This is a genomic window from Streptomyces sp. NPDC104831 (assembly GCF_055583025.1).
In genome coordinates this window covers 40474-63268 of record NZ_JBVJOT010000011.1, presented here as the reverse complement: position 1 = coordinate 63268, position 22795 = coordinate 40474, and the positions used below count along the sequence as shown (strand labels likewise).

Annotated in this window: 16 protein-coding genes; 10 read left to right on the top strand and 6 right to left on the bottom strand. The window is 72.5% G+C overall.

Features of this window, described 5'->3' with window-relative positions; all coding sequences use genetic code 11:
• Positions 1-248 precede the first annotated feature (248 nt).
• The 4 genes from ACZ63H_RS10660 (at position 249) to ACZ63H_RS10645 (ending at position 6732) form a co-directional block, all read left to right on the top strand.
• Positions 249-2693, top strand: coding sequence for an ABC transporter ATP-binding protein (locus tag ACZ63H_RS10660; RefSeq protein WP_469863556.1), 2445 nt, complete (start codon positions 249-251; stop codon positions 2691-2693).
• 162 nt (positions 2694-2855) lie between these two features.
• Positions 2856-3743, top strand: coding sequence for a FadR/GntR family transcriptional regulator (locus ACZ63H_RS10655; protein WP_469863554.1), 888 nt, complete (start codon positions 2856-2858; stop codon positions 3741-3743).
• A 431-nt stretch (positions 3744-4174) separates the two neighbouring features.
• The gene (locus ACZ63H_RS10650; protein ID WP_469863552.1) at positions 4175-5716 is read left to right on the top strand and encodes an RNA polymerase sigma factor; all 1542 of its coding nucleotides are present in this window, start codon (positions 4175-4177) and stop codon (positions 5714-5716) included.
• Between the two features lie 122 nt (positions 5717-5838).
• On the top strand, positions 5839-6732 hold the full coding sequence (locus tag ACZ63H_RS10645; protein WP_469863551.1) for a serine protease: 894 nt from the start codon (positions 5839-5841) through the stop codon (positions 6730-6732).
• Positions 6733-6831: 99 nt separating this feature from the next.
• Here ACZ63H_RS10645 and ACZ63H_RS10640 read toward each other — a convergent pair whose 3' ends face one another.
• A complete protein-coding gene (locus tag ACZ63H_RS10640) occupies positions 6832-7062 on the bottom strand; it encodes a DUF7455 domain-containing protein (protein WP_469863549.1) in 231 nt (76 codons plus the stop codon).
• 439 nt (positions 7063-7501) lie between these two features.
• Here ACZ63H_RS10640 and ACZ63H_RS10635 point away from each other — a divergent pair, with 439 nt between their 5' ends.
• From ACZ63H_RS10635 to ACZ63H_RS10620, 4 genes are all read left to right on the top strand, one after another.
• Positions 7502-9625 (top strand): DNA gyrase/topoisomerase IV subunit B, encoded by a 2124-nt coding sequence (locus tag ACZ63H_RS10635; protein ID WP_467943137.1) that lies wholly within the window; start codon positions 7502-7504, stop codon positions 9623-9625.
• An 815-nt stretch (positions 9626-10440) separates the two neighbouring features.
• A complete protein-coding gene (locus ACZ63H_RS10630) occupies positions 10441-10962 on the top strand; it encodes a DUF1453 domain-containing protein (protein ID WP_469863637.1) in 522 nt (173 codons plus the stop codon).
• The gene (locus ACZ63H_RS10625; RefSeq protein WP_469863548.1) at positions 10959-12110 is read left to right on the top strand and encodes a sensor histidine kinase; all 1152 of its coding nucleotides are present in this window, start codon (positions 10959-10961) and stop codon (positions 12108-12110) included. The genes ACZ63H_RS10630 and ACZ63H_RS10625 overlap by 4 nt, the downstream gene beginning before the upstream one ends.
• The gene (locus tag ACZ63H_RS10620) at positions 12107-12796 is read left to right on the top strand and encodes a response regulator transcription factor (RefSeq protein WP_469863547.1); all 690 of its coding nucleotides are present in this window, start codon (positions 12107-12109) and stop codon (positions 12794-12796) included. The genes ACZ63H_RS10625 and ACZ63H_RS10620 overlap by 4 nt, the downstream gene beginning before the upstream one ends.
• Positions 12797-12863: 67 nt before the next feature.
• On the opposite strand, the gene ACZ63H_RS10615 is transcribed toward ACZ63H_RS10620, so the two are convergent.
• The 4 genes from ACZ63H_RS10615 to ACZ63H_RS10600 all read right to left on the bottom strand — a co-directional run bounded on the left by ACZ63H_RS10615 (position 12864) and on the right by ACZ63H_RS10600 (position 17571).
• Positions 12864-13544 carry a response regulator gene (locus tag ACZ63H_RS10615; protein WP_469863545.1) on the bottom strand — a complete coding sequence of 227 codons (681 nt, stop codon included), beginning with the start codon at positions 13542-13544 and terminating at the stop codon, positions 12864-12866.
• Positions 13541-15220 carry an ATP-binding protein gene (locus tag ACZ63H_RS10610; protein WP_469863544.1) on the bottom strand — a complete coding sequence of 560 codons (1680 nt, stop codon included), beginning with the start codon at positions 15218-15220 and terminating at the stop codon, positions 13541-13543. Before ACZ63H_RS10610 ends, ACZ63H_RS10615 begins: the two co-directional genes overlap by 4 nt.
• A gap of 99 nt (positions 15221-15319) precedes the next feature.
• A complete protein-coding gene (locus ACZ63H_RS10605; RefSeq protein ID WP_469863543.1) occupies positions 15320-16261 on the bottom strand; it encodes a sucrase ferredoxin in 942 nt (313 codons plus the stop codon).
• 53 nt (positions 16262-16314) lie between these two features.
• Entirely contained in the window at positions 16315-17571 is a 1257-nt protein-coding gene (locus ACZ63H_RS10600) for a citrate/2-methylcitrate synthase (RefSeq protein ID WP_469863541.1), read from the bottom strand.
• A gap of 113 nt (positions 17572-17684) precedes the next feature.
• Between ACZ63H_RS10600 and ACZ63H_RS10595 the strand changes: the two genes are divergently transcribed.
• Positions 17685-18851 carry a citrate synthase/methylcitrate synthase gene (locus tag ACZ63H_RS10595; protein ID WP_469863540.1) on the top strand — a complete coding sequence of 389 codons (1167 nt, stop codon included), beginning with the start codon at positions 17685-17687 and terminating at the stop codon, positions 18849-18851.
• Between the two features lie 130 nt (positions 18852-18981).
• Positions 18982-20061, top strand: a complete 1080-nt coding sequence (locus ACZ63H_RS10590; RefSeq protein ID WP_469863538.1) for a CobW family GTP-binding protein — start codon at positions 18982-18984, stop codon at positions 20059-20061.
• Between the two features lie 116 nt (positions 20062-20177).
• Here the strand turns inward: ACZ63H_RS10590 and ACZ63H_RS10585 are convergent, their stop codons facing one another.
• Positions 20178-22634: a DNA gyrase/topoisomerase IV subunit A gene (locus ACZ63H_RS10585; protein WP_469863537.1), complete on the bottom strand. Its 2457-nt coding sequence runs from the start codon at positions 22632-22634 to the stop codon at positions 20178-20180.
• Positions 22635-22795: the final 161 nt, after the last annotated feature.

The following is a 22795-nucleotide window of genomic DNA, read 5'->3' as shown; positions in this document are numbered from 1 at the left end:
CGGGAAAGCGGCACGGTGATCTCCTGAGCCGTCAGCCGTCAGCCGTCAGCCGTCAGCCGTCAGCCGTCAGCCGTCAGCCGTCAGCCGTCAGCCGTCAGCCGTCAGCCGTCAGCCGTCAGCCGTGGGGTGTTCGCGTCGACCGCGGGCTCCTTCGAACGGCGGACAAAGCGGGGGTCAGGTCGCGCGGCACCTTCCCGTAAATCGCCTTATACCCGAAAAACCAGACATGTCGCGCTATCTTGCTGCAGGTGATCCAGGCCTTCGGACTGACCAGCAATTCCCGCAAGGCGCATCCGCCCGCCGTCGACGACGTCTCCTTCGAAGCGCGTGCCGGGCAAGTCACCGCGCTCCTCGGACGCGCCGGCGCGGGGAAGACCACGACGCTCAAACTGATGCTTGAGCTCCAACAGGGGCGCGGTATCACCTGCTTCAGAGGCCGGCCCCTGCACCGGATCGCCCACCCGTCGCGTGAAGTCGGCGTACTCCTCGGCGACGTGCCCGGTCATCCGGCACGCTCGGTCCGCGGCCATCTGCGCATGCTGTGCGCGGCGGCGGGAGTTCCCGCACGACGGGCCGACGAGGTGCTCGAAGTGGTCGGCCTCGTCAGCTTCCGCGAGGAACGCCTCGGCACGCTGTCGCGCGGCATGGACCGCCGACTCGGTCTCGCCTGCGCCCTGCTGCCCGACCCGCACACGCTCGTCCTGGACGAGCCCGCCGACGGCCTCCCCGCCCGGGAGGCCCAGTGGCTGCACGGCATGTTGCGGGCCCACGCCGACCAGGGCGGCACGGTGCTGTTCACCACGGCCGTGCCCAAGGAGGCCGCACGGACCGCCGACCGCGTCGTCACGCTCGACGGCGGCAGGCTCGTCGCCGACCAGGAGGCAAGGGCCTTCGCCCGTACCAGGCTGCGTCGGCGAGTGGCCGTCCGCAGCCCCCACGCGGCCCGCCTCGCGGCCCTGCTCGCCAAGGACGCCCGCACCGCCCGCCGCTCCGTCGAAGTCGTACGCGAGGGCGGCAACCGCCTGTCGGTGTACGGCAGCACGACCGCCGACATCGGTGAGATCGCCTTCCGCCACGGCATCCTCGTCCACCAACTGGCCGACGAGGTCGGCGACATGGGCCCCGGAGCCGGCGCCGTCAGAGGCGAGGGCGGACACCCCGACGGCCGGCCGGCCGGACCGGACTCGGCGTATCACGACCGGCGGCCCCGCCCGGAACAGGACCCGGCTGCCCCCCGCTCAACGGCTTTCGACCGCGGCGTGTCCGGGCCGCACGCCCCGGTCCAGGAACCCTCGCCGGGAGACGCGACGGCATCCCGCCGCCAGGCCGGGACGCGGGAACACGCCCCGTCCGAACCGCCGGCATCGGAGACGAAGCGGGTGATGGCCGGCCTGTCCCCGATGGCCGAAGGGCGGACGGCCCCCGGCCGTTCGGCCCCGCAGTGGGCGCGGGACACCGGCGGCGGGCGTTCCGGGTCCGCCGCACGGCACACCGAATGGGACCACTCCGCGGCCGTCTCCAGCACTCCGCCCCGCGACGCGGCCCCGGCCACCGCCGCCTCCCCGGCCGACGGCCCGGCGCACCCCGGCACCGCGCCCGGCGCGAACGGCCCGTCCGCCGAGGCGCCGGGAAGTACCGCACGACCGTGGCACCGCCGCACCGAGTCCGCGGGCAAGCGCGACGGCGGCCGGCCCGCCGACGCGACGACCACTCAGGAGACCGGGCGTGGCGCGGACGCGTCCCCCTCCAAGCCGCGGACCGACGGCACGTCCATCCCCGCGACGGCCATCCTCGGGGCCCGTCTCCGTCTGCCGGGGGCGAGGAGCCCCGGCGCCCGGCAGGCGGCCGGCCCGGCGGGCCGCCCCGACGACCGCGCGCCCCTCACCTCCTCCCCCCTCCCGCCCCCCATCTCCGTCCGCCCCGCCCCGAGCCCCCTCCGCCCGCTCCGTTACGAGATCCGGCGCGCCGCCGGCGTCGGCACCGGCTTCCTCACCTGCGGCGCCGTACTCGTCGTGTCCGCGCTCACCGCCGTACTCCTGGCCCGCACCGGCCACACCCCGCAGGCACGCCTGTTCGCGGCCTGGCCGCGTGGGCTGCCGCTGCCCCCCGCGGCGCTGGGAGCGGGGCTGCTCGGCGCGCTGGCCTTCGGAGACGAGTTCCGTCACCCCGCCCTGGCGGCGGACCGCGGCACCGTCCCCCGCCGACTGGGGCTGCTCACCGCGAAACTGCTCGTCAGCGGAGCCACCGCGTGGCTGCTCGCCTTCCTCACCCTGGGCTGCGACGCCGAAGTGCTCTACCTCGTCTACGGGCGGGAGCTGACGGAAGCTCCCCCGGACTGGCTCCCGCTGACCGCCAGTTGGTTCGGGCTGATCGTGGGCTGCGCCTGGGCCGGTGTGCTGGCGGCCGGCGTGTTCCGGTCCACCACGGCCGGGCTGGCCGCCGTGCTGGCCGTGCCCGTCCTCCTCGTACCCCTTGTCCACAAGGCGTTCCAGGGCCCGGCCGTGCGCCTGGCGGCGGACTTTCCCGTGCGGATGCGGGAGCTCTTCCTGCTGCAGTGGCCCTTCGGAGGCGACCGGTACCTGCTCGCCGCCGCGCGGATCCTCGCCCAACCCTTCGCCGGAGCACTGGCGTTGTCGCTCGCGGCGCTCCTCTGCGCGTATCTGCTCACGGCGCTGCGGACCCGGCTTCGCTGACCGTGCTTCGCGCACTTCCGACCCTGCTCTGCTCACAACTCCTCGCAGAAAGCACATTTATTTCCGATAAGGCGTCAATTGCGACGGGGTGAGCGATCACCCTTTCGTGTGCTTTTCACCAAAGACCTCAAGGGAGTTGGAGGCGACGCCGACAAAGGATCCGTGAGTACCCTTGCGCACACCATGATGACCGCCGCCCGCTCCGCAGACTCAGGTCTGGTCGGCCCGGGCGAACTCGACCGCTACCCCTACGCCGAAGGCCCGGCGGCCGACCGCGTCGGCACGTCCGCCTGGGACGCCGGGGAACCCGAACTCGGCCGTGTCGGCCGGCGGGCCGCGGCCAGCCGCGGACGCGGACTGCACGGCCAACTCGTCCAGCAGCTGGGACAGATGATCGTCTCCGGCGACCTGGGCGCGGACCGCCCGCTGGTGCCGGAGGAGATCGGCCAGCGCTTCGAGGTCTCCCGCACCGTCGTCCGCGAGTCCCTCCGCGTCCTCGAGGCCAAGGGCCTGGTCAGCGCCCGCCCGAACGTCGGCACGCGCGTGCGTCCCGTCAGCGACTGGAACCTCCTCGACCCGGACATCATCGAGTGGCGGGCCTTCGGGCCGCAGCGCGACGACCAGCGCCGGGAGCTCAGCGAGCTGCGCTGGACGATCGAGCCGCTGGCCGCCCGCCTCGCCGCCGGCCACGGGCGTGAGGAGGTGCAGCAGCGCCTGTGCGACATGGTCGAGATCATGAGCCACGCCATGGCGCAGGGCGACGCGCTCACCTACGCGCGCGCGGACACCGAGTTCCACGCGATGCTGATCCAGATCGCCGGCAACCGCATGCTGGAGCACCTCTCCGGCATCGTCTCGGCGGCACTCCACGTCTCCGGCGGCCCGGTCACCGCATGTGACCGCCCCAGTGAGGCGTCGCTCGCCCAGCACGCGCGGATCGTCGACGCCCTCGGCACCGGTGACGGCACGGCGGCGGAGACGGCGATGCGCCAGCTGCTCACGGTCCACCCCGAGGTGGAGCGCGTTGTGCCCGCCCCGCGCGAGCACTGACCCGCGAGGGACGTGGTGCGGTCGCCAGTGTGCGGCGTCCTGGCGGTGCTCGCGGCGGCGCCGGGCCCGGGTACCGGCCGCCGCCGGACCTCGCCGGACCTTCTGTCCGGCGGCGTCCGGCCGTGCGACAGGCCCCCGGTCTGAGGGGCGACCGGGGCAAAGGCCACCGATGATCTCATCTGCGCGTATCTGACCGCTTTTGACTACTTACGGGGTGTGACTCGGGCCACGCAGAATGGGCGTAACGCTCGCGGGGACAGCGCGATGACCTAAGAGGTGACAGCCGCGGAGGGAATACGGACGCCATGCATGGCGCTGTGCATCTCCCCGGCCCCCGCCCGCGCCGTCGGCCCATCCCCAGGCCGGTGGTCGGCTCCTGTCCGCAGTGGACGGTGCCGGAAGCCGTTTTCCAACGTTCCGAGAGGTTGTTCGTGTCGGCCAGCACATCCCGTACGCTCCCGCCGGAGATCGCCGAGTCCGTCTCTGTCATGGCGCTCATTGAGCGGGGAAAGGCTGAGGGGCAGATCGCCGGCGACGATGTGCGTCGGGCCTTCGAAGCTGACCAGATCCCGGCCACTCAGTGGAAGAACGTATTGCGCAGCCTCAACCAGATTCTTGAGGAAGAGGGTGTGACGCTGATGGTCAGTGCCGCAGAGCCCAAGCGCACCCGCAAGAGCGTCGCAGCGAAGAGCCCGGCCAAGCGCACCGCCACCAGGACGGTCGCGGCGAAGACGGTGACCACCCGGAAGGCCACCGCCACCACGGCCGCCCCCGCGGCGCCCACCGCCGCGCCCGCAGCTGATTCCGCCGAGGAAGCCGCCACCAGGAAGGTCGCCGCGAAGAAGACGACGGCCGCCAAGAAGGCGACCGCCAAGAAGACCGTCGCGAAGAAGACGGCCGCCAAGAAGACCACCGCCAAGAAGGACGACGTCGAGCTTCTCGAGGACGAGGTTCTCGAGGACACCAAGGTCGCCGACGAGCCCGAGGGCACCGAGAGCGCCGGCTTCGTCCTGTCCGACGAGGACGAGGACGACGCGCCCGCGCAGCAGGTCGCCGCGGCCGGCGCCACCGCCGACCCGGTCAAGGACTACCTGAAGCAGATCGGCAAGGTCCCCCTCCTCAACGCCGAGCAGGAAGTCGAGCTGGCCAAGCGCATCGAGGCCGGTCTCTTCGCCGAGGACAAGCTCGCCAACTCCGACAAGCTCGCCCCGAAGCTCAAGCGCGAGCTGGAGATCATCGCCGAGGACGGCCGCCGCGCCAAGAACCACCTCCTGGAGGCCAACCTCCGTCTGGTGGTCTCCCTGGCCAAGCGCTACACCGGCCGCGGCATGCTCTTCCTGGACCTCATCCAGGAAGGCAACCTCGGTCTGATCCGCGCGGTCGAGAAGTTCGACTACACCAAGGGCTACAAGTTCTCCACGTACGCCACCTGGTGGATCCGTCAGGCGATCACCCGCGCCATGGCCGACCAGGCCCGCACCATCCGTATCCCGGTGCACATGGTCGAGGTCATCAACAAGCTCGCGCGCGTGCAGCGCCAGATGCTCCAGGACCTGGGCCGCGAGCCCACCCCGGAGGAGCTGGCCAAGGAACTCGACATGACCCCGGAGAAGGTCATCGAGGTCCAGAAGTACGGTCGTGAGCCGATCTCCCTGCACACCCCGCTGGGCGAGGACGGCGACAGCGAGTTCGGTGACCTCATCGAGGACTCCGAGGCCGTCGTGCCCGCCGACGCGGTCAGCTTCACACTCCTGCAGGAGCAGCTGCACTCCGTGCTGGACACCCTGTCCGAGCGCGAGGCCGGCGTCGTCTCCATGCGCTTCGGTCTCACCGACGGCCAGCCGAAGACCCTCGACGAGATCGGCAAGGTCTACGGCGTGACGCGTGAGCGCATCCGCCAGATCGAGTCCAAGACCATGTCGAAGCTGCGCCACCCGTCGCGCTCCCAGGTGCTGCGCGACTACCTCGACTAGGTCACGGCCGTACGACGCCGAAGGCCCGGCTCCCGTCGCGGGAGCCGGGCCTTCGTGCTGCGCGATCCGGCGCGGTGGATCACTCTGGGTGCCCCAGGAAGACCTTGGAGTGAGGAGCCCGCATGCGCCGTTCCCTTGCCCGGGCACTGATCCGGCCACTGGCGCTGGCGGCCGCCATGGCCGCCGTACCCCTGGTGGGCCCGGCCCACCCGGCCGCAGGCAGCGTGGTCGTCGGGGGCTTCCCGATCGACGTCTCCCAGGCGCCGTGGACGGTCGCACTGGCCAGCCGTGACCTGTTCGGCGGAACCCGGGCGGGGCAGTTCTGCGGCGCCGTGGCCATCGGACGGACCACGGTGCTCACGGCGGCCCACTGCCTGAGCGAAGAAGCCCTCGGGGTGCCGCCGAACCGGGTGCGCGACCTGAAGGTCATCGCCGGCCGCACCGACCTGCTGTCATCGGAGGGCGAGGAGATCGCCGTACGGGAGATCCGGCTCAATCCCCGGTTCGACCGCACGACCAACTCCGGGGACTACGCGATCGCCGTGCTGGCCAGGCCGCTGCCGGGGAGCGCGGTCATCGCCATGGCCCGCGCGGGGGACGCGGCCTATCGGCCCGGCGCGGAGGCGCTGGTGTCCGGATGGGGCGACACGACCGGTGAGGGAGCCTATGCGCGGCGACTGCGTGCCGCACGCGTACGCGTACTGCCCGACGACGTGTGCGCCAAGGCCTACCCGGGCGGCCCCGAGGGCGCCTACCAGGCCACCACGATGCTGTGCGCCGGCGAGCTCGCCGGAGGGCCCGACGGCTGCCAGGGCGACAGCGGTGGCCCTCTCGTGGCCGAGGGGCGGCTGATCGGCCTGGTGTCGTGGGGGAGCGGCTGCGGGCAGCCGGAACACCCCGGCGTCTACACGCGCGTCTCCGAGGTCGTACGGGCTCTGGAGCCGGCCGTGGGGGCCAGGAAACGGGCTCTGCAGCCGGGCGCAGGGGTCGGGAACCGGTCCCACGGTCGCTCCTGAGCGGCGTGGGCGGGCATGAGCACGGGCGGCCACTCCTGGTGGGGAGCGGCCGCCCGATCACCGGCCTGTGCCGGGGCTGGCTCGTCGTGTGTGCGAGATTCAGCGCTCTTCTTCGGTAGCGGTACCCGGAACGGACGTCAGTCGCTCGGTCTCGTCCTGTATCTCAGCGGCGATCTTCTTGAGTTCCGGCTCGAACTTGCGACCGTGGTGGGCGCAGAAGAGCAGTTCTCCGCCGCTGAGCAGGACGACGCGCAGGTATGCCTGGGCGCCGCAGCGGTCGCAGCGATCGGCGGCCGTCAGCGGGCTCGCGGGGGTCAGAACAGTAGTCACGTCGCCTCTTCTCTAGCTCGACGAGCTGTCGTACCAGGGTCAACATCCAACCAGCCCGAAAACGTTCCCGCTCGTGGCCTTTCCGCGAAAAATTTTTTCCGGGGACGGCTGTCTGCTGCCGGTTGGCGGCGAATGTGCCGTATTGCGTGTCTTGTGTGCGTACGGGTTCGCGCTCTTGCTGTCTCGTCCTCCCGGCTGGGTTGCCGGTTGTTCATGAGGACGTGCCCGGAGCCTAAATGGTTCATGCCCCAAAGGGAACGTGATATGTGCTTCACTCCATCGAGGGATCGAACAGGCATGCGAGGCTGGACTAGTGTGAAGGGCCGCCGAGGGTGGCGTTACACCGGCTCTACCAGGGCTCGGTACCCTCTGAGCGGCGACCGAAGCCGCCCCCTTACCCAGAAGGGGGCCATCTGAAATTCAGCGAGGAGCGAACCGCGTGACCGCCGAGACGTCCGTGCCGTCCACAGCGCTGCTGGCAGGAGCAGACCGCGACGGTTCCAACTACACCGCGCGGCACCTGCTCGTCCTCGAGGGCCTCGAGGCCGTGCGCAAGCGCCCCGGTATGTACATCGGCTCGACCGACAGCCGCGGTCTGATGCACTGCCTGTGGGAGATCATCGACAACTCGGTGGACGAGGCCCTCGCGGGCGTCTGCGACCGCATCGAGGTGATCCTCCACGACGACGGCTCGGTGGAGGTGCGGGACAACGGCCGGGGCATCCCCGTGGACGTGGAGCCGCGGACCGGCCTGTCCGGCGTCGAGGTCGTCATGACCAAGCTGCACGCCGGCGGCAAGTTCGGCGGCGGCTCCTACGCGGCCTCCGGCGGCCTGCACGGCGTCGGCGCCTCCGTGGTCAACGCGCTCTCCGCCCGTCTCGACGTCGAAGTGGACCGCGGCGGCCACACGCACGCGATCAGCTTCCGGCGGGGCGTGCCCGGGGCATTCGCCGCCGACGGCGCCGAGGCGAAGTTCGAGGCCAAGAGCGGTCTGCGCAAGACCAAGAAGATCCCCAAGACGCGCACCGGCACGCGTGTGCGTTACTGGGCCGACCGGCAGATCTTCCTCAAGGACGCCAAGCTCTCCCTGGAGAACCTGCACCAGCGTGCCCGGCAGACCGCGTTCCTGGTGCCTGGCCTGACCATCGTCGTCCGAGACGAGTTCGGCCTCGGCGAGGGCGGAAGCAAGGGCGAGGAGTCCTTCCGCTTCGACGGCGGCATCAGCGAGTTCTGCGAGTACCTGGCGAACGACAGGGCGATCTGCGACGTCCTCCGCTTCTCGGGCAAGGGCACCTTCAAGGAGACCGTCCCGGTCCTGGACGAACACGGCCAGATGACCCCGACCGAGGTCACCCGCGAGCTGGGTGTCGACATCGCGCTGCGCTGGGGAACCGGCTACGACACGACGGTCAGGTCGTTCGTCAACATCATCGCCACCCCGAAGGGCGGCACCCACGTCGCCGGTTTCGAGCAGGCGCTCACGCAGACCATGAACGACGTGCTGCGCGCCAAGAAGCTGCTGCGCGTGGCCGAGGACAATGTCGTCAAGGACGACGCCCTGGAGGGTCTGACCGCCGTCGTCACGGTCCGCCTGGCCGAGCCGCAGTTCGAGGGGCAGACCAAGGAGGTTCTCGGGACCTCGGCGGCCCGCCGCATCGTGAACAACGTGGTCGGCAACGAGCTGAAGGCGTTCCTGACGGCCACCAAGCGCGACGCCGCCGCCCAGGCCCGGGTCGTCATGGAGAAGGTGGTCGCCGCCGCCCGGACCCGGGTCGCGGCCCGCCAGCACAAGGACGCCCAGCGCCGCAAGACCGCCCTGGAGTCCTCGTCCCTGCCGGCCAAGCTCGCCGACTGCCGCAGCGACGACGTCGACCGCAGCGAGCTGTTCATCGTCGAGGGCGACTCCGCGCTCGGTACGGCCAAGCTGGCGCGGAACTCCGAGTTCCAGGCCCTGCTGCCCATCCGCGGCAAGATCCTGAACGTGCAGCGGTCGTCGGTGACCGACATGCTCAAGAACGCCGAGTGCGGGGCGATCATCCAGGTCATAGGAGCCGGCTCGGGCCGCACCTTCGACATCGACCAGGCCCGGTACGGCAAGATCATCATGATGACCGACGCCGACGTGGACGGCTCGCACATCCGCTGCCTGCTGCTGACGCTGTTCCAGCGCTACATGCGGCCCATGGTGGAGGCGGGCCGGGTCTTCGCCGCCGTGCCCCCGCTCCACCGCATCGAGCTGGTCCAGCCGAAGAAGGGCCAGGAGAAGTACGTCTACACCTACTCCGACCGCGAGCTGCGCGACAAGCTCATGGAGTTCCAGAGCAAGGGCATCCGGTACAAGGACTCGATCCAGCGCTACAAGGGCCTCGGCGAGATGGACGCCGACCAGCTGGCCGAGACCACGATGGACCCGCGCCACCGCACCCTGCGCCGCATCAACCTCTCCGACCTGGAGGCCGCCGAGCAGGTCTTCGACCTGCTGATGGGCAATGACGTGGCTCCCCGCAAGGAGTTCATCTCCAGCTCGGCGGCGACGCTGGACCGGTCCCGCATCGACGCGTAGCCGCTGCCACTGGACCTCGGCCGAAGGGTCGGAAGCGTGCCGGGAGGCCGGGGCCGGCGGGTGGCTGCGCAGGAGCGGCTAGGGGTGTGGGCCCGGGCGCCGGGGCCGGGTGGTGCTGAAGCCGCCCGGGCTGGAAGCGGCCGGCAGCTCCCGGCGGGGTCCTACCGGGAGGAGCGGTCGACCGGCAGGGACATCGGCTCGGGGCCGGGCGCCCGCGAACGGGGGCCGTGCTCGTCGGCCGGCCCCGCGGTACCGGGTGGATGGTCAGCCGCACCCCCGGTGCGGCTCGACTCGGCCGGCTGGTCGGCCCCCTCAGCCGGTGTCGGCCCCGGCCGCCGATGCGGGCCGGGCGTCCTTGCGTGTCGGTACCGGCGCCGCCCGCCATCGGCCGCCGGTCCACGAGCCACCCGGCACCGGCCGTCGCTCCCCGCGTGCCGAGCTGTCTGCCACCATGATCGGCAGGGACGAAACGGTCTGGTCCGAGAACCCGGAGAGGACCGTGCCGGCGGGTCACCCCGCGGCACAGCGGAGCTGCCCGGCGGACAGACGCGCCTGCTCCCGTCACCCAGCGCACTACGCCGCAGGGGGGCCCGTCCGCCCTTGCCTGGTTGCCTCGCCGACCGGCTCCCACCCCTCCGCCCCCGCCCCCGCCCCCGCCCCCGAACTGTTTCTCCACCCGTGGGTGGAGGCGGACCGCGTCGATGTTCCACCCGTGATCCACCCCTGCTCCGATCCTCCGACCTGCGATTCTCCGTAGCTTGGATGGTGTCGGGAGCGCTCGCTCCCGCACCACCTTCTCGCTCACGGAGGCGCTGATGCCCGGGTTCGTCAACGCGCTGGCGATCGTGGCCGTCGTCGCCGTGGTGATCGTGCGGCAGTCCCGCGCCCGCGCGATCGACACGGACCGGCGCTGGTGGCTGCTGCCGCTGATCCTCACCCTCGTCGCGCTGCGCGAACCCGGCATACTCGACGCCCACCACGGTGCGGAATCCGCCGCCCTGCTCGCGATCGAACTGGTCATCGGCCTGGCCACCGGCATCGGCTGGGGCATGACCACCCGGCTCTGGACGACGCCGGACGGCACCGTGTGGGCCAAGGGCACCACGGCCGGCATCGCCGTATGGATCGTGGGTATAGCCCTGCGAGCCGGCGTCTTCGCCCTCGGCACCGCCCTCGGCCTGCACCAGGAGAGTGCCGCGCTGATGCTCGGCCTCGCCGGCACCCTGCTGGTCCGCGGCGGGACCCTGATGTGGCGGGCCCAGTCCTTCGGCCCCGAGAGCCGTCTCACCCCGGCGTACGGTGGCGACAACCCGTCGGCCTGGAAGGAGCGCGTGTGACGGAGAACGCCTGGACACGCTGGCCGTCGCGCGAAGCGCTCGGCCCATTGGGCCTCAGCCGGCCCCGGCGCCTGCTCGCCTGGACCGTCCGCCTGCTCGTGCTGTCGATACTGCTGTGGGCCGCCTTCAGCCAGCGCCACGTCGGCGTCTGGGGAGCGCTCGCGGCAGCCGTGGGAGTCGCCCTCGCCGCGGTCGTCTCCTGGGCCTTCTTCCGCACGACCTATGAGCACCGGCTGGTGCCGTCCCTCGCGCTCATGGGCGTGCTCCTCGGCATCGCGGTCGCCGCCGAGGCGACGGGATTCGGAGGGCCGGCCCTCGTGATCTGGTGCGGCTGCGGGGTCGGCGCGCTGGAACGGCTGCCGCTCGGCGCCGCGGTGCCCGTCGCGTCGGTGGCGCTGGCCTCCTACTCCGCGTTCACCAACGACGTCTGGCTGACCACGGCCGCCACCGTGGCCGGCCTGGCCCTCGCCGGGTACGTCCTGCGGCTGGACGCGGAAGCCCGCGGCAATGCGCAGCGGCTGCTCACCCAGGAGCGCGCCGCCCGCGCGGCCGAGGCCGAGTCGGCCGCGCTCGCCGAGCGGGCCCGCATCGCACGGGAGATCCACGACGTACTGGCCCACAGCCTCTCGGCGCAGCTCGTGCACCTGGAGGCGGCCCGGCTGCTGATCGAGAACGGGGCGGACCGGGACCGGATCCTGGAGCGCGTGGTGGCCGCCCGCGGGATGGCCCGCGACGGACTCGCCGAGACCCGGCAGGCGCTGTCCGCGCTGCGGGGTGAGCTGACCCCGCTGGAGGACTTCCTGACCGAACTCGTCAGCACGGCCGACGGTGCCGAGGTCACCGTCACAGGTGAACGCAGACCTCTGCCGGCCGAGGCGTCCCAGGCCGTGCGGCGGGTGGCGCAGGAGGCGCTGACGAACGTCCGCAAGCACGCCCATGGCGCCAGAGTGGATGTGCGGCTCGACTACGACGAGCACGAAGTCACGCTGAACGTGCGGGACTCGGGCGGACGGCCGGGCGAACTTGACGGAGCCGGCGGCGGGTACGGTCTGCTGGGCATGCGCGAGCGCGCCGAACTGCTGGGCGGTTCGCTGGACGCGGGGCCGGACGAAGAAGGGTTCGTGGTGACACTGAAGGTGCCCGTATGACCGGGAAGGAGGGGCCGAACAAGATCGCGCGAGTGGTTGTGGCCGACGACCAGACCGTGGTCCGCGAGGGCATCGTGATGCTGCTCGGACTGCTGCCCGGTGTGGAGGTCGTGGGGGCGGCGGGCGACGGCGAGGAGGCGGTCAGGCTGGTCGGCGAACTCGCGCCGGACGTCGTCCTGATGGACCTCAGGATGCCGCGCTGCGACGGTGTGGAGGCCACCCGGAGGATCCGGGCGAAGTACCCCGGAACCCAGGTCGTGGTGCTCACGACCTTCTCGGACGACGAGTCGCTGTTCCCGGCGCTGCGGGCCGGCGCCCGGGGATACCTCACCAAGGACGCGGGCGGTGACGAGATCGTGCGTGCCGTACACGATGTGCTGTCGGGGGAGGCGGGGCTGTCGCCGAGCGTCCAAAGACGGCTGCTGGAGCGGTTGTCGCGACCGGAACCCGAACCCGCACCGCCCCTCGGTCAGCCGCCCGACGGGCTCACCACACGGGAGACCGAGGTCCTGGTGCTGATCGCCGAAGGGCTCGGCAATCAGGAGATCGCCCGCAGGCTGCATGTGTCGACAGCGACCGTGAAGACCCACATCAACAACCTCTTCGCCAAGGCGGGCCTCAAGGACCGGGCGCAGGCAGTGCGGTACGCCTACAGCAAGGGGCTGGCGAAGCCGCCCGCTCGGTGACTCAGCCGATGGGGTGAAGAGAAGAGAGTTCGTCAACGTGGTCAAGTGATCGCGGCCCGCATCACGCTCAGCCCCGGGTCGCCCACACGTAGCGGTGTTCCGGGCGGCCCGCGTCGCCGTACTTGAGGGTCAGTCGCGCCCGGCCGGTGCGCTCCAGCAGTTTCAGGTACCGCTGGGCGGTCTGCCGGCTCACCCCCGTCCGCTCGGCGATCTCCTGGGCGGACAGCGGGTGCTCGGCGCTCAGCAGTGCCTGGCGCACCAGCTCGGCGGTCGTGGGGGAGTGGCCCTTGGGCAACTCGGGCTCCGACGGGGCGGACAGTGCGCCGAAGATACGGTCCACCTGCGCCTGCTCGGCCTCACCGCCGCCGTCCAGCGTGCGTCGCAGCTCGGCGTACGCCTCCAGCTTGGCGCGCAGACCCGCGAAGGCGAACGGTTTCACCAGGTACTGCAACGCGCCCTGCCGCATGGCCGCCTGCACGGTCGACACGTCCCGCGCCGCCGTCACCATGATCACGTCGGCCTGGTGGCCGCGCCGGCGCATCTCCCCGACGACCGCGAGACCGGTGCCGTCGGGCAGGTAGTGATCCATCAGCACCAGATCGAGCCGCGGCAGGCTCTCCACCCGGCGCAGCGCCTCGGCCGCGCTGTGCGCCTCGCCGGCCACGTGGAAACCGGGCACCTTCTCCACGTAGGCGGCGTTGACACGGGCCACGCGGGTGTCGTCGTCCACGACCAGGACCTCGATCACCGCGCCTCCTCCTCGGCGACGGCGACGCCCCCGGCGGATTCCCCGGGACCCGCGGGCACCGGTTCCGGCTCGGTCAGTGCCTCCGGCAGCACCACGGTGAACTCGGCGCCCCCGCCGGCCGCCGGGCCCACGGTCGCGCTGCCGCCCTGCCGTTCGGCGAGCCGCCGGACGAGGGACAGTCCGATGCCCCGCTTGCCGTGCGCGGGCGGTTCCTTGGTGGACCAGCCCTCCGTGAAGATCAGCTCCCGTTGGTCCTCCGGCACCCCGGGCCCCGTGTCGCGCACGCTCAGGACGACCGTACGGCCCGCCGTGCGCAACTCTGCCTCCACGCGCGCGTGCGGGGCGCCCGCGACCGCGTCGAGGGCGTTGTCCACGAGGTTGCCCACCACCGTGACCAGCCCGCGCGGATCGACCAGCCGGTCCGGGAGCCGGGTGCGCTCCGACACCCACAGGGCGACCCCGCGCTCGGCCGCCACCGTCGCCTTGCCCACCAGCAGCGCGGCCAGCAACGGGTCCCGGATCCGCTCCGCGACCTGCTCGGCGGTGGCCCGGTGGTCCCCGACCACCTCGCCGACGAACTCGGCGGCGTCGTCGTACATCTCCAGCTCCAGCAGCCCCAGCAGGGTGTGCATGCGGTTGGCGTGCTCGTGGTCCTGGGCGCGCAGCGCGTCGATCAGCCCGCGTGTGGAGTCCAGTTCGCGGCCCAGCTGTTCCAGCTCGGTGCGGTCGCGCAGGGTGGCGACGGCACCGCCGTCACCGGTGGGCATGCGGTTGGCGACCAGGACGCGCTGGCCGCGCACGGTGAGCAGGTCGGTGCCGGTCACCCGGCCCGCCAGTACATCCGTCGTACGGCCCGCGCCGAGTGCCTCGTCCGGGGTCCGGCCGAGGGACTCGTCCCCGATCCCCAGCAGCCGCCGTGCCTCGTCGTTGAGCAGGCGGATGCGCCCGCCGCGGTCCAGTGCCACCACCGCCTCCCGGATGCCGTGCAGCATCGCCTCGCGCTCGGCGAGCAGGGCCGAGATGTCGGAGAAGGCCAGGTCCCGGGTCTGCCGCTGGACCCGCCGGGAGATCAGCCAGGCGGCCAGCGCGCCCACCGCGAGCGCTCCGCCGGCGTACGCGAACAACCCCGGGATCGCGTTGATCAGCCGCGCCCGCACGCTGTCGTAGGCGATGCCGACCGAGACCGCGCCGACGACGCGGTGGCGGGCGTCGTACAGCGGCACCTTGCCGCGCGCGGAGCGGCCCAGGGTGCCCTTGTCGATCTCCATGACCTCCTCGCCGGCCAGGGCGTCGGAGGGGTCGGTGGAGACACGCCGGCCGACCTCCGCGGGGGTGGGGTGCGACCAGCGCACCCAGTCCCGGCCCAGCACCACGATGTACTCGGCGTGTGTGGCCTGGCGGATCCGCTCCGCCTCCCGCTGCACCGGGCCGTCGCTGTCCGGCGCGGTGGTACGGACACCCTCGGCGATCTGCGGGTCCTGCGCGGTGGTCTCGGCGATGGCCAGGGCGCGGCGCATCGCCTCCTCGTCCAGCTGTTCGCTCAGCGGCGCCAGGAAGAGCCCGGTCGCGAGCACCGCGACCCCCGCGGCGATCGCCACCTGCATCAGCAGCACCTGCGAGAACATCCGCCGGGGCAGGCCGAGGCGCAGACGGCGTACGGGGACGGTGGAGCGCATACCCATGACGGTACGTGGGACGGCCGGGAGCCCCCAGCGGGTGTGGCACGGATCTCCGGATCCACCATTGATCAACGTTCGCGGCGCCTCGCCGCCGGGTCAGCTCGCCAGAGCCGTCGGCCTCAGCTCGCGCACCTCGACCACGTCCATCCGCGCGGGCGTGCCGAGCACCGCCGCGCCACAGCTCTCCGGGCGGGGCGGCAGCGCCGCGCCTTGCGCCACGGCGACCCGCCACCGGCGGCCGTCGGCGTGGGCGACGGTGACCTCCCAGCGCGGCGCCGCGCCGGCGGTCCGTACGACGCTCAGCACACCCGCCCGGTACTCGCCCGCCGCCGTCCGCACGGCCAGCTCCGCCGCCTGGCCGGGCCGCTCCCACGCGGAGCACCCCCGGCACCCCTCGACCAGCACGCGCCCCTCCCGGGCGCCGCGCAGGGCCTCCTCGACGGTGTGGGCCCCGGCACGGCCGTAGGCATAGCCGTACGGCAGGACGAGCACCGTGGGCGCGAACCGATGTCCACCCAGATGGGTGACTTCCCAGATGCCGCGCACCCCCGACGCGACCAGCTCGGTGGCCAGGGGGCGGCCCAGGAGGGCGCAGCAGCGGTCGCGCTTGCCGTTGGTGCACACCAGCGCCAGCGGGTCGCCCCGATGGGGCCGGCCGCCGAGCGCTGCGCCGAAGGACCGGTGGTCGCCCGCCCCGAGGGCGGCGAAGTCCAGGTCGAGCAGGCGCCGCGGATCGCGGGTGGTGGCACCGTGCAGCCACAGACGCCCGGGAACGGTGTGCGCGGCGTACACCTGCCGCACCGGGGGCGGGCCGGGGTCGGCGTGGCGCCCGGGGCGGCGGATGAGCGCGACACGCACGCCGGTTCCGTCGGCGGCGGCCTCCAGCGCCCGGCCCAGCGCGGGGTCGAGATGGCTGGACGTGAGGGCCTTGGCGCCCCACGGTCCGGGCTGTTCCAGCAGCAGCCACGTGGTCGCCGTGGCGGCCGTACCGGTCACCGGCTCGTCCAGGCTGTGGGAGACGGTCGCACACCTACTCACACAGGTGAGCCTAACCTGACTCGCCTCGTGGCGACTTCCGGCCCCGCCGTGTCCTACTCCGGGAGGGCCCGGGGCGGGCGCGGACCGACGTAGTGGCCGCTCGGGCGCATGCGCAGCGGCCGCTCGCCGTATTCCTCCAGGGCATGGGCGATCCAGCCCGCGGTCCGGGCGACGGCGAAGATCGTCTCGCCGGCGGCGGCGGGCATGCCGCTGGAGGCGGTGAACACCGCGAGGGCCAGGTCGACGTTGGCGTGCAGCGGGGTGTGCCGGGCGGCGGTGGCGACCACGTCCCGGGCCGCGAGCAGCGCGGGCTCCGCGCGCGGGACCTGCTCCAGCAGGGCGAACAGCGCCCGCGCGCGGGGGTCCTCGCCGGTGTACAGCCGGTGGCCGAGGCCGGGGACGCGGCGCCCCGCGCGCAGCTCCTCGGCGATCACCGGGACGGCCGTGCCCTGGTCGAGCACGTCCAGCAGCATCCGGTGGGCCAGGCCGCTGGCCGCGCCGTGCAGCGGACCCTCCAGCACGCCGAGCCCGGCGGAGACGGCCGCGTACGCGTGCGCCCGGGCCGAGGCGGCGACCCGGACCGCGAGCGTGGACGCGGCCAGGTCGTGGTCGGCCAGCAGGGCCAGCGCGGTGTCCAGGACGCGCAGGGAGGCATCGTCGGCCGGGCGGCCGGTCAGCCGGCCCCACAGGCGGTGGGCCAGCGGGCCGTCGTCCCCGCGGTCGTACCGGGCCGGCGGCAGCGCGGCGACGAGGGTGGGAATGAGGGTGCGCGCCGTGTGCAGCACGGCCTCCTCGGACAGGTCGAAGCGCAGTGGGTCCTCGGCCGCCGCGGCGATCGCCGCCACCCGCAGCCGGTCGATCGGGGAGGCGTGCTCAGACAGGGCGTCCACCGCGCGCCGGGCGACCTCGACGGTGGCCGGGGGCGCGGTGAACGCCGCTCCCGGGGCGGGCCGGCCGGTCCACAGCCACTCCGCGACCTCTTCGTACGGTTGGCGGGTGGCCAGCTCGACGGCGTCGACGCCGCGGAAGTAGTACCGGTCCCGCTCGATCAGCGTGATGCGGGTGCGGACGGACAGGTCGCCGCCGGTGCCCGGGCTGCCGGCGGCCTCGCGCCGGTTGCGGCGGGCGAGCGCCTCGACCTCGCCGGCCTCGAAGGTGCTGGCCCGGCCGCCGGGCTCACGCCTGCTGCTGAGCAGGCCGCGGCTCACGTACGCGTAGACCGTCTCGGGCTTCACTCCGAGCAGTTCGGCGGTCTCCTTGGTGGTCAGCCGGCGCCCGAGGCGGTGGGGAGCGGTGTCGTGATCGCGCATGAGGGCCACCGTAGCGGCCGCTGCACATCTTGATCGGCATGCATTGATGGAATCAATATTGACAGAAAATTAGTCAAGGATGGACAGTCGGATCAAGTCCAGGGAGGAAGACCATGACCGTCAACAGTGCTGCCACCCCGCTCATCGACGCCCCGCGCGGCCTCGCGGGCGTCGTCGTCGCCGAGACCGAGGTCGGCGACGTCCGCGGCAGGGAGGGCTTCTACCACTACCGCCAGTACTCGGCCGTCGACCTGGCCCGCACCCGCGGCTTCGAGGACGTCTGGCACCTCCTGGTCCACGGCACGCTCCCCGACGCGCGGCGCGGACCGGAGTTCGCCGCCGAGACCGCCGCGCTGCGACGCCTGCCCGACGACGTCCGGCAGGCCCTGCCCGCCCTCGCGGAGGCCGCAGGGCCCTCCGGGCCGCTGGCCGGACTGCGCACGGCCCTGTCCCTGCTCGGCGCCGCGCACGGCTTCCGGCCGGTCTACGACACCGACGCCGACCGCCGGCGCGCCGAGACCGTGGCCGCCTGCGCGGCCGTACCCACCCTGCTCACCGCGCTGTACCGGCTCGGCCGGGGCCTCGACCCGGTGGAGCCGCGCGAAGACCTCCCGTACGCGGCCAACTACCTGTACATGCTGACCGGTTCGGAACCGGATCCGCGCCGGGCCCGTGCCGTCGAGCAATACCTGATCTCAACCATTGACCACGGATTCAACGCGTCAACCTTCACGGCGCGCGTCATCGCCTCCACCGGCGCCGACGTCGCGGCCTGCCTGACCGGAGCCGTCGGCGCCCTGTCCGGACCGCTGCACGGAGGCGCGCCCAGCCGCGCCCTGGACACACTGGACGCGATCGGCACCCCCGACCGGATCGACCCCTGGATCCGCGAGCGGGTCCTCGCCGGCGACCGGATCATGGGCTTCGGGCACGCCGTCTACCGCACCGAGGACCCCCGCTCGCGGATGCTGCGCGAGATCGCGCTGGGCTTCGGCGGCCCGCGGGTGCGCTTCGCGACCGAGGTCGAGCGCCGGGTGGAGGCGATCCTCGCCGAGCTGAAGCCGGGCCGCGAACTCCACACGAACGTCGAGTTCTACGCCGGCGTGGTCATGGAACTGTGCGGCCTGCCCCGGGAGATGTTCACCCCCACCTTCGCGGCGGCGCGGGTGGTGGGCTGGAGCGCCAACATCCTGGAGCAGGCCGCCGATCCCAAGATCATCCGGCCGGTGGCGCGGTACGTGGGCCCGGAGCCGGGCGCGGCGGTGCCCACGGCCGGGTGACGAGCGAGCCGGCCGGCACCCACAGGGCGTCTCCCCCCACTCGTATCCTGGACCGTCCATGTCCGTCCGCGCCCCGGGCGCGAGCCGGTGCGCGCTGGTACGTCTGAGAGGTCGCCCGTTGGGGAACAGCATGGGAAGCGGAAGCGGCGGAGGTCCGCGGCAGATCCCGGTCGTCGTGCTCGCCGGTTTTCTGGGCTCCGGGAAGACCACGCTCCTCAACCACCTGCTGCACCGCAGCGGAGGCAGCCGCATCGGGGCCGTCGTCAACGACTTCGGCGCCATCGAGATCGACGCCATGGCCGTCGCCGGCGCCCTCGGCGACTCCACCGTCTCGCTCGGCAACGGCTGCCTGTGCTGCGCCGTCGACGCCGGGGAACTCGACCTGTACCTGGACCGGCTCGCCGCGCCCGCCGCAGGCATCGACGTCATCGTCATCGAGGCCAGCGGACTGGCCGAACCCCGGGAACTCGTGCGCATGGTCCTCGCCAGCGAGCACCCCGGCATCGTCTACGGCGGCCTGGTCGAGGTGGTCGACGCCGCCGAGTTCGACGACACGCGCGCTAAGCACCCGGAGATCGACCGGCACCTCGCCCTCGCCGACCTGGTCGTCGTCAACAAGCTCGACCGCGCCGACGACGCCGACCGGGTCCTCGGACTCGTCCGCTCGCTCACCGACCGCGCGGCCGTCGTGCCCGCCACCTACGGCCGGATCGACCCCGAGTTCCTCTTCGACTGCCGGCCCACCGAGGAGCGCGTCGGCCAGCTGTCCTTCGACGACCTGCACGACCACGGCGATGCGGACGGGGCCGGACACCTGCACACCGGCTACGACAGCCTGTCCCACACCTCCGCCGTCCCCCTGGAGCCCCGGCGGCTCATGCGGTTCCTGGACAGCCGGCCCGAGGGGCTGTACCGGATCAAGGGGTACGTCGACTTCGGGCCGTACGACACGGTCAACCGCTACTCCGTGCACGCCGTCGGTCGGTTCCTGCGCTTCTACCCGGAGCCCTGGGCGAGCGGCGACGACCGGCTCACCCAGCTCGTGCTGATCGGCTCCGGCATCGACGCGGCCGCCCTCCGCAAGGAACTGGAGGCCTGCGCGAACGACGCCCCGCACGCCGACGAGCACGGCATGTGGGGCGTCCTGCGCTACGTACAGGGGCCGGACGAGGACGAGACGGAAGCCGACCTCGCGGAGCCGCCCCTCTAGCCCCGCCCGGACCGCCCCGCCGGATCCCGCGCGGACCGCACCCGCCGGGCGCCCGCCCGGGCCGCCCCGTGGAGCCTCCCGCCCGGACCGTTCCGCCGGACCCCCGCGCCGACCGCCTAGAGCACCGGTCCCGCCACCACCGCCACCGTCTTCGGCAGCGACGTGCCCGAGCCGTCGCGGCGCGGGTCCGGCTCCGGCAGCTCGGCCGGGGTGCCGTTCTTCTGCGCAGCCCGGGCCGGGGCCGGGCCCGCCCAGGCCACCGAGAGGCAGTCCTCACCCTTCAGGAACCGCTGGCAGCGCACCCCGCCCGTGGCCCGGCCCTTGCGCGGGTACTGGTCGAACGGGGTCAGCTTGGCCGTCGTCTGCACCGAGTCGTCCAGCGTGCCGCGCGAGCCCGCCACCGTGAACACCACCGCGTCGGCGGCCGGGTCGACCGCCGTGAACGAGAGCACCTTCGCGCCCTCGGTGAGCTTGATGCCCGCCATGCCGCCCGCCGGGCGGCCCTGCGGACGGACGATGGAGGCCTGGAAGCGCAGCAACTGCGCGTCGTCCGTGATGAAGACCAGGTCCTCCTCGCCGGTGCGCAGCTCCACCGCGCCGACGATCCGGTCGCCCTCCTTGAGCGTGATGACCTCCAGCTCGTCCTTGTTGGACGGGTAGTCGGGCACCACCCGCTTGACGACACCCTGCTCGGTGCCGAGCGCCAGACCCGGCGACGACTCGTCCAGCGTGGTCAGGCAGACCACCGTCTCGTCGTCCTCCAGGGACACGAACTCCGCCAGCGGCGCCCCGCCGGAGAGGTTCGGCGCGGACACCGGCTCGGGCAGCTGCGGCAGGTCGACCACGTTGATCCGCAGCAGCCGGCCCGCCGAGGTCACCGCCCCGATCACCCCGCGCGCGGTCGTCCGCACCGCCGAGACGATCACGTCGTGCTTGACCCGCTTGCCGCCCGCCGCCCGCGGAAGCGGCGCGTCGGTCGCCGTACGGGCCAGCAGCCCCGTGGAGGACAGCAGCACCCGGCACGGGTCGTCGGCCACCTGCAGCGGCACGGCGACCGGGGTGGCCGCGGACTCCAGCAGGACCGTGCGCCGGTCGGTGCCGAACTTCTTCGCCACGGCCGCCAGTTCCGCCGAGACCAGCTTGCGCAGCTCCGCGTCGGACTCCAGGATCCGCGTCAGCTCCTCGATCTCCGCGGTGAGCCTGTCCTTCTCCGCCTCCAGCTCGATCCGGTCGTACCTGGTGAGCCGGCGCAGCGGCGTGTCGAGGATGTACTGCGTCTGCACCTCGCTCAGCGAGAAGCGCTCGATCAGGCGCTCCTTGGCCTGCGCGGAGTTGTCGCTGGAGCGGATGATCCGGATGACCTCGTCGATGTCGACGAGCGCGGTCAGCAGGCCCTCGACCAGGTGCAGCCGGTCGCGCTTCTTGCCGCGGCGGAACTCGCTGCGCCGCCGGACCACGTCGAAACGGTGGTCCAGATAGACCTCCAGCAGCTCCTTCAGCCCCAGGGTGAGCGGCTGGCCGTCGACCAGGGCGACGTTGTTGATGCCGAAGGACTCCTCCATCGGCGTCAGCTTGTAGAGCTGCTCCAGGATCGCCTCCGGCACGAAGCCGTTCTTGATCTCGACGACCAGGCGCAGGCCGTGCTCGCGGTCGGTGAGGTCCTTGACGTCGGCGATGCCCTGGACCTTCTTCGCGTTGACCAGGTCCTTGATCTTCGCGATGACCTTCTCGGGGCCGACCGTGAACGGCAGCTCCGTGACCACCAGGCCCTTGCGGCGGGCGGTCACGTCCTCGATCGAGACCGTCGCGCGGATCTTGAAGGTGCCACGGCCGGTCGCGTAGGCGTCCCGGATGCCGTCCAGGCCGACGATCCGGCCCCCGGTGGGCAGGTCGGGGCCGGGGACGTGCTTCATCAGCGCGTCCAGGTCGGCGTTCGGGTGCCGGATCAGATGGCGGGCGGCGGCGACGACCTCGCGCAGGTTGTGCGGCGGCATGTTCGTCGCCATGCCGACCGCGATGCCCGAGGCGCCGTTGACCAGCAGGTTCGGGAAGGCGGCGGGCAGGGCCACCGGCTCCTGCTCCTGGCCGTCGTAGTTCGGTGCGAAGTCGACCGTGTCCTCGTCGATCGACTCCGTCATCAGGCCCGTCGCCTCGGCCATCCGGCACTCGGTGTACCGCATGGCGGCCGGCGGGTCGTCGTTGCCCAGCGAACCGAAGTTGCCGTGGCCGTCGACGAGCGGCACGCGCATGGAGAAGGGCTGCGCCATGCGCACCAGGGCGTCGTAGATCGACGCGTCGCCGTGCGGGTGCAGCTTGCCCATGACCTCGCCGACGACGCGCGCGCACTTCACATAGCCGCGTTCGGGGCGCAGGCCCATCTCGTTCATCTGGTAGACGATCCGGCGGTGCACCGGTTTCAGGCCGTCACGGGCGTCCGGCAGGGCGCGCGAGTAGATGACCGAGTACGCGTACTCGAGGTAGGAGCCACGCATCTCGTCCACGACGTCGATGTCGAGGATTCTCTCCTCGAACGAATCGTCGGGCGGCGGGGTCTTCGTGCTGCGGCGGGCCATCGCTGCCTGGCTCCTTCTGATCTGGTCGCTCGCCTACGGGGCGCTCTTGCTGAAGCGTTTGACGGATCTGACGCGGACCATTGTGGACCGAGGCACTGACAACCCGTGCCGCGACCCGGTCCGGGCGGCACCGGGGAGCGGCCCGCCCCTGGCACCGGAGA

Coding starts and splice junctions, on each gene's coding strand:
- ACZ63H_RS10595 (WP_469863540.1), top strand. CDS start 17,685: ATGACCGTCAACAGTGCTGCCACCCCGCTCATCGACGCCCCGCGCGGC.
- ACZ63H_RS10620 (WP_469863547.1), top strand. CDS start 12,107: ATGACCGGGAAGGAGGGGCCGAACAAGATCGCGCGAGTGGTTGTGGCC.
- ACZ63H_RS10610 (WP_469863544.1), bottom strand. CDS start 15,220: ATGCGCTCCACCGTCCCCGTACGCCGTCTGCGCCTCGGCCTGCCCCGG.
- ACZ63H_RS10630 (WP_469863637.1), top strand. CDS start 10,441: ATGCCCGGGTTCGTCAACGCGCTGGCGATCGTGGCCGTCGTCGCCGTG.
- ACZ63H_RS10590 (WP_469863538.1), top strand. CDS start 18,982: ATGGGAAGCGGAAGCGGCGGAGGTCCGCGGCAGATCCCGGTCGTCGTG.
- ACZ63H_RS10645 (WP_469863551.1), top strand. CDS start 5,839: ATGCGCCGTTCCCTTGCCCGGGCACTGATCCGGCCACTGGCGCTGGCG.
- ACZ63H_RS10600 (WP_469863541.1), bottom strand. CDS start 17,571: ATGCGCGATCACGACACCGCTCCCCACCGCCTCGGGCGCCGGCTGACC.
- ACZ63H_RS10585 (WP_469863537.1), bottom strand. CDS start 22,634: ATGGCCCGCCGCAGCACGAAGACCCCGCCGCCCGACGATTCGTTCGAG.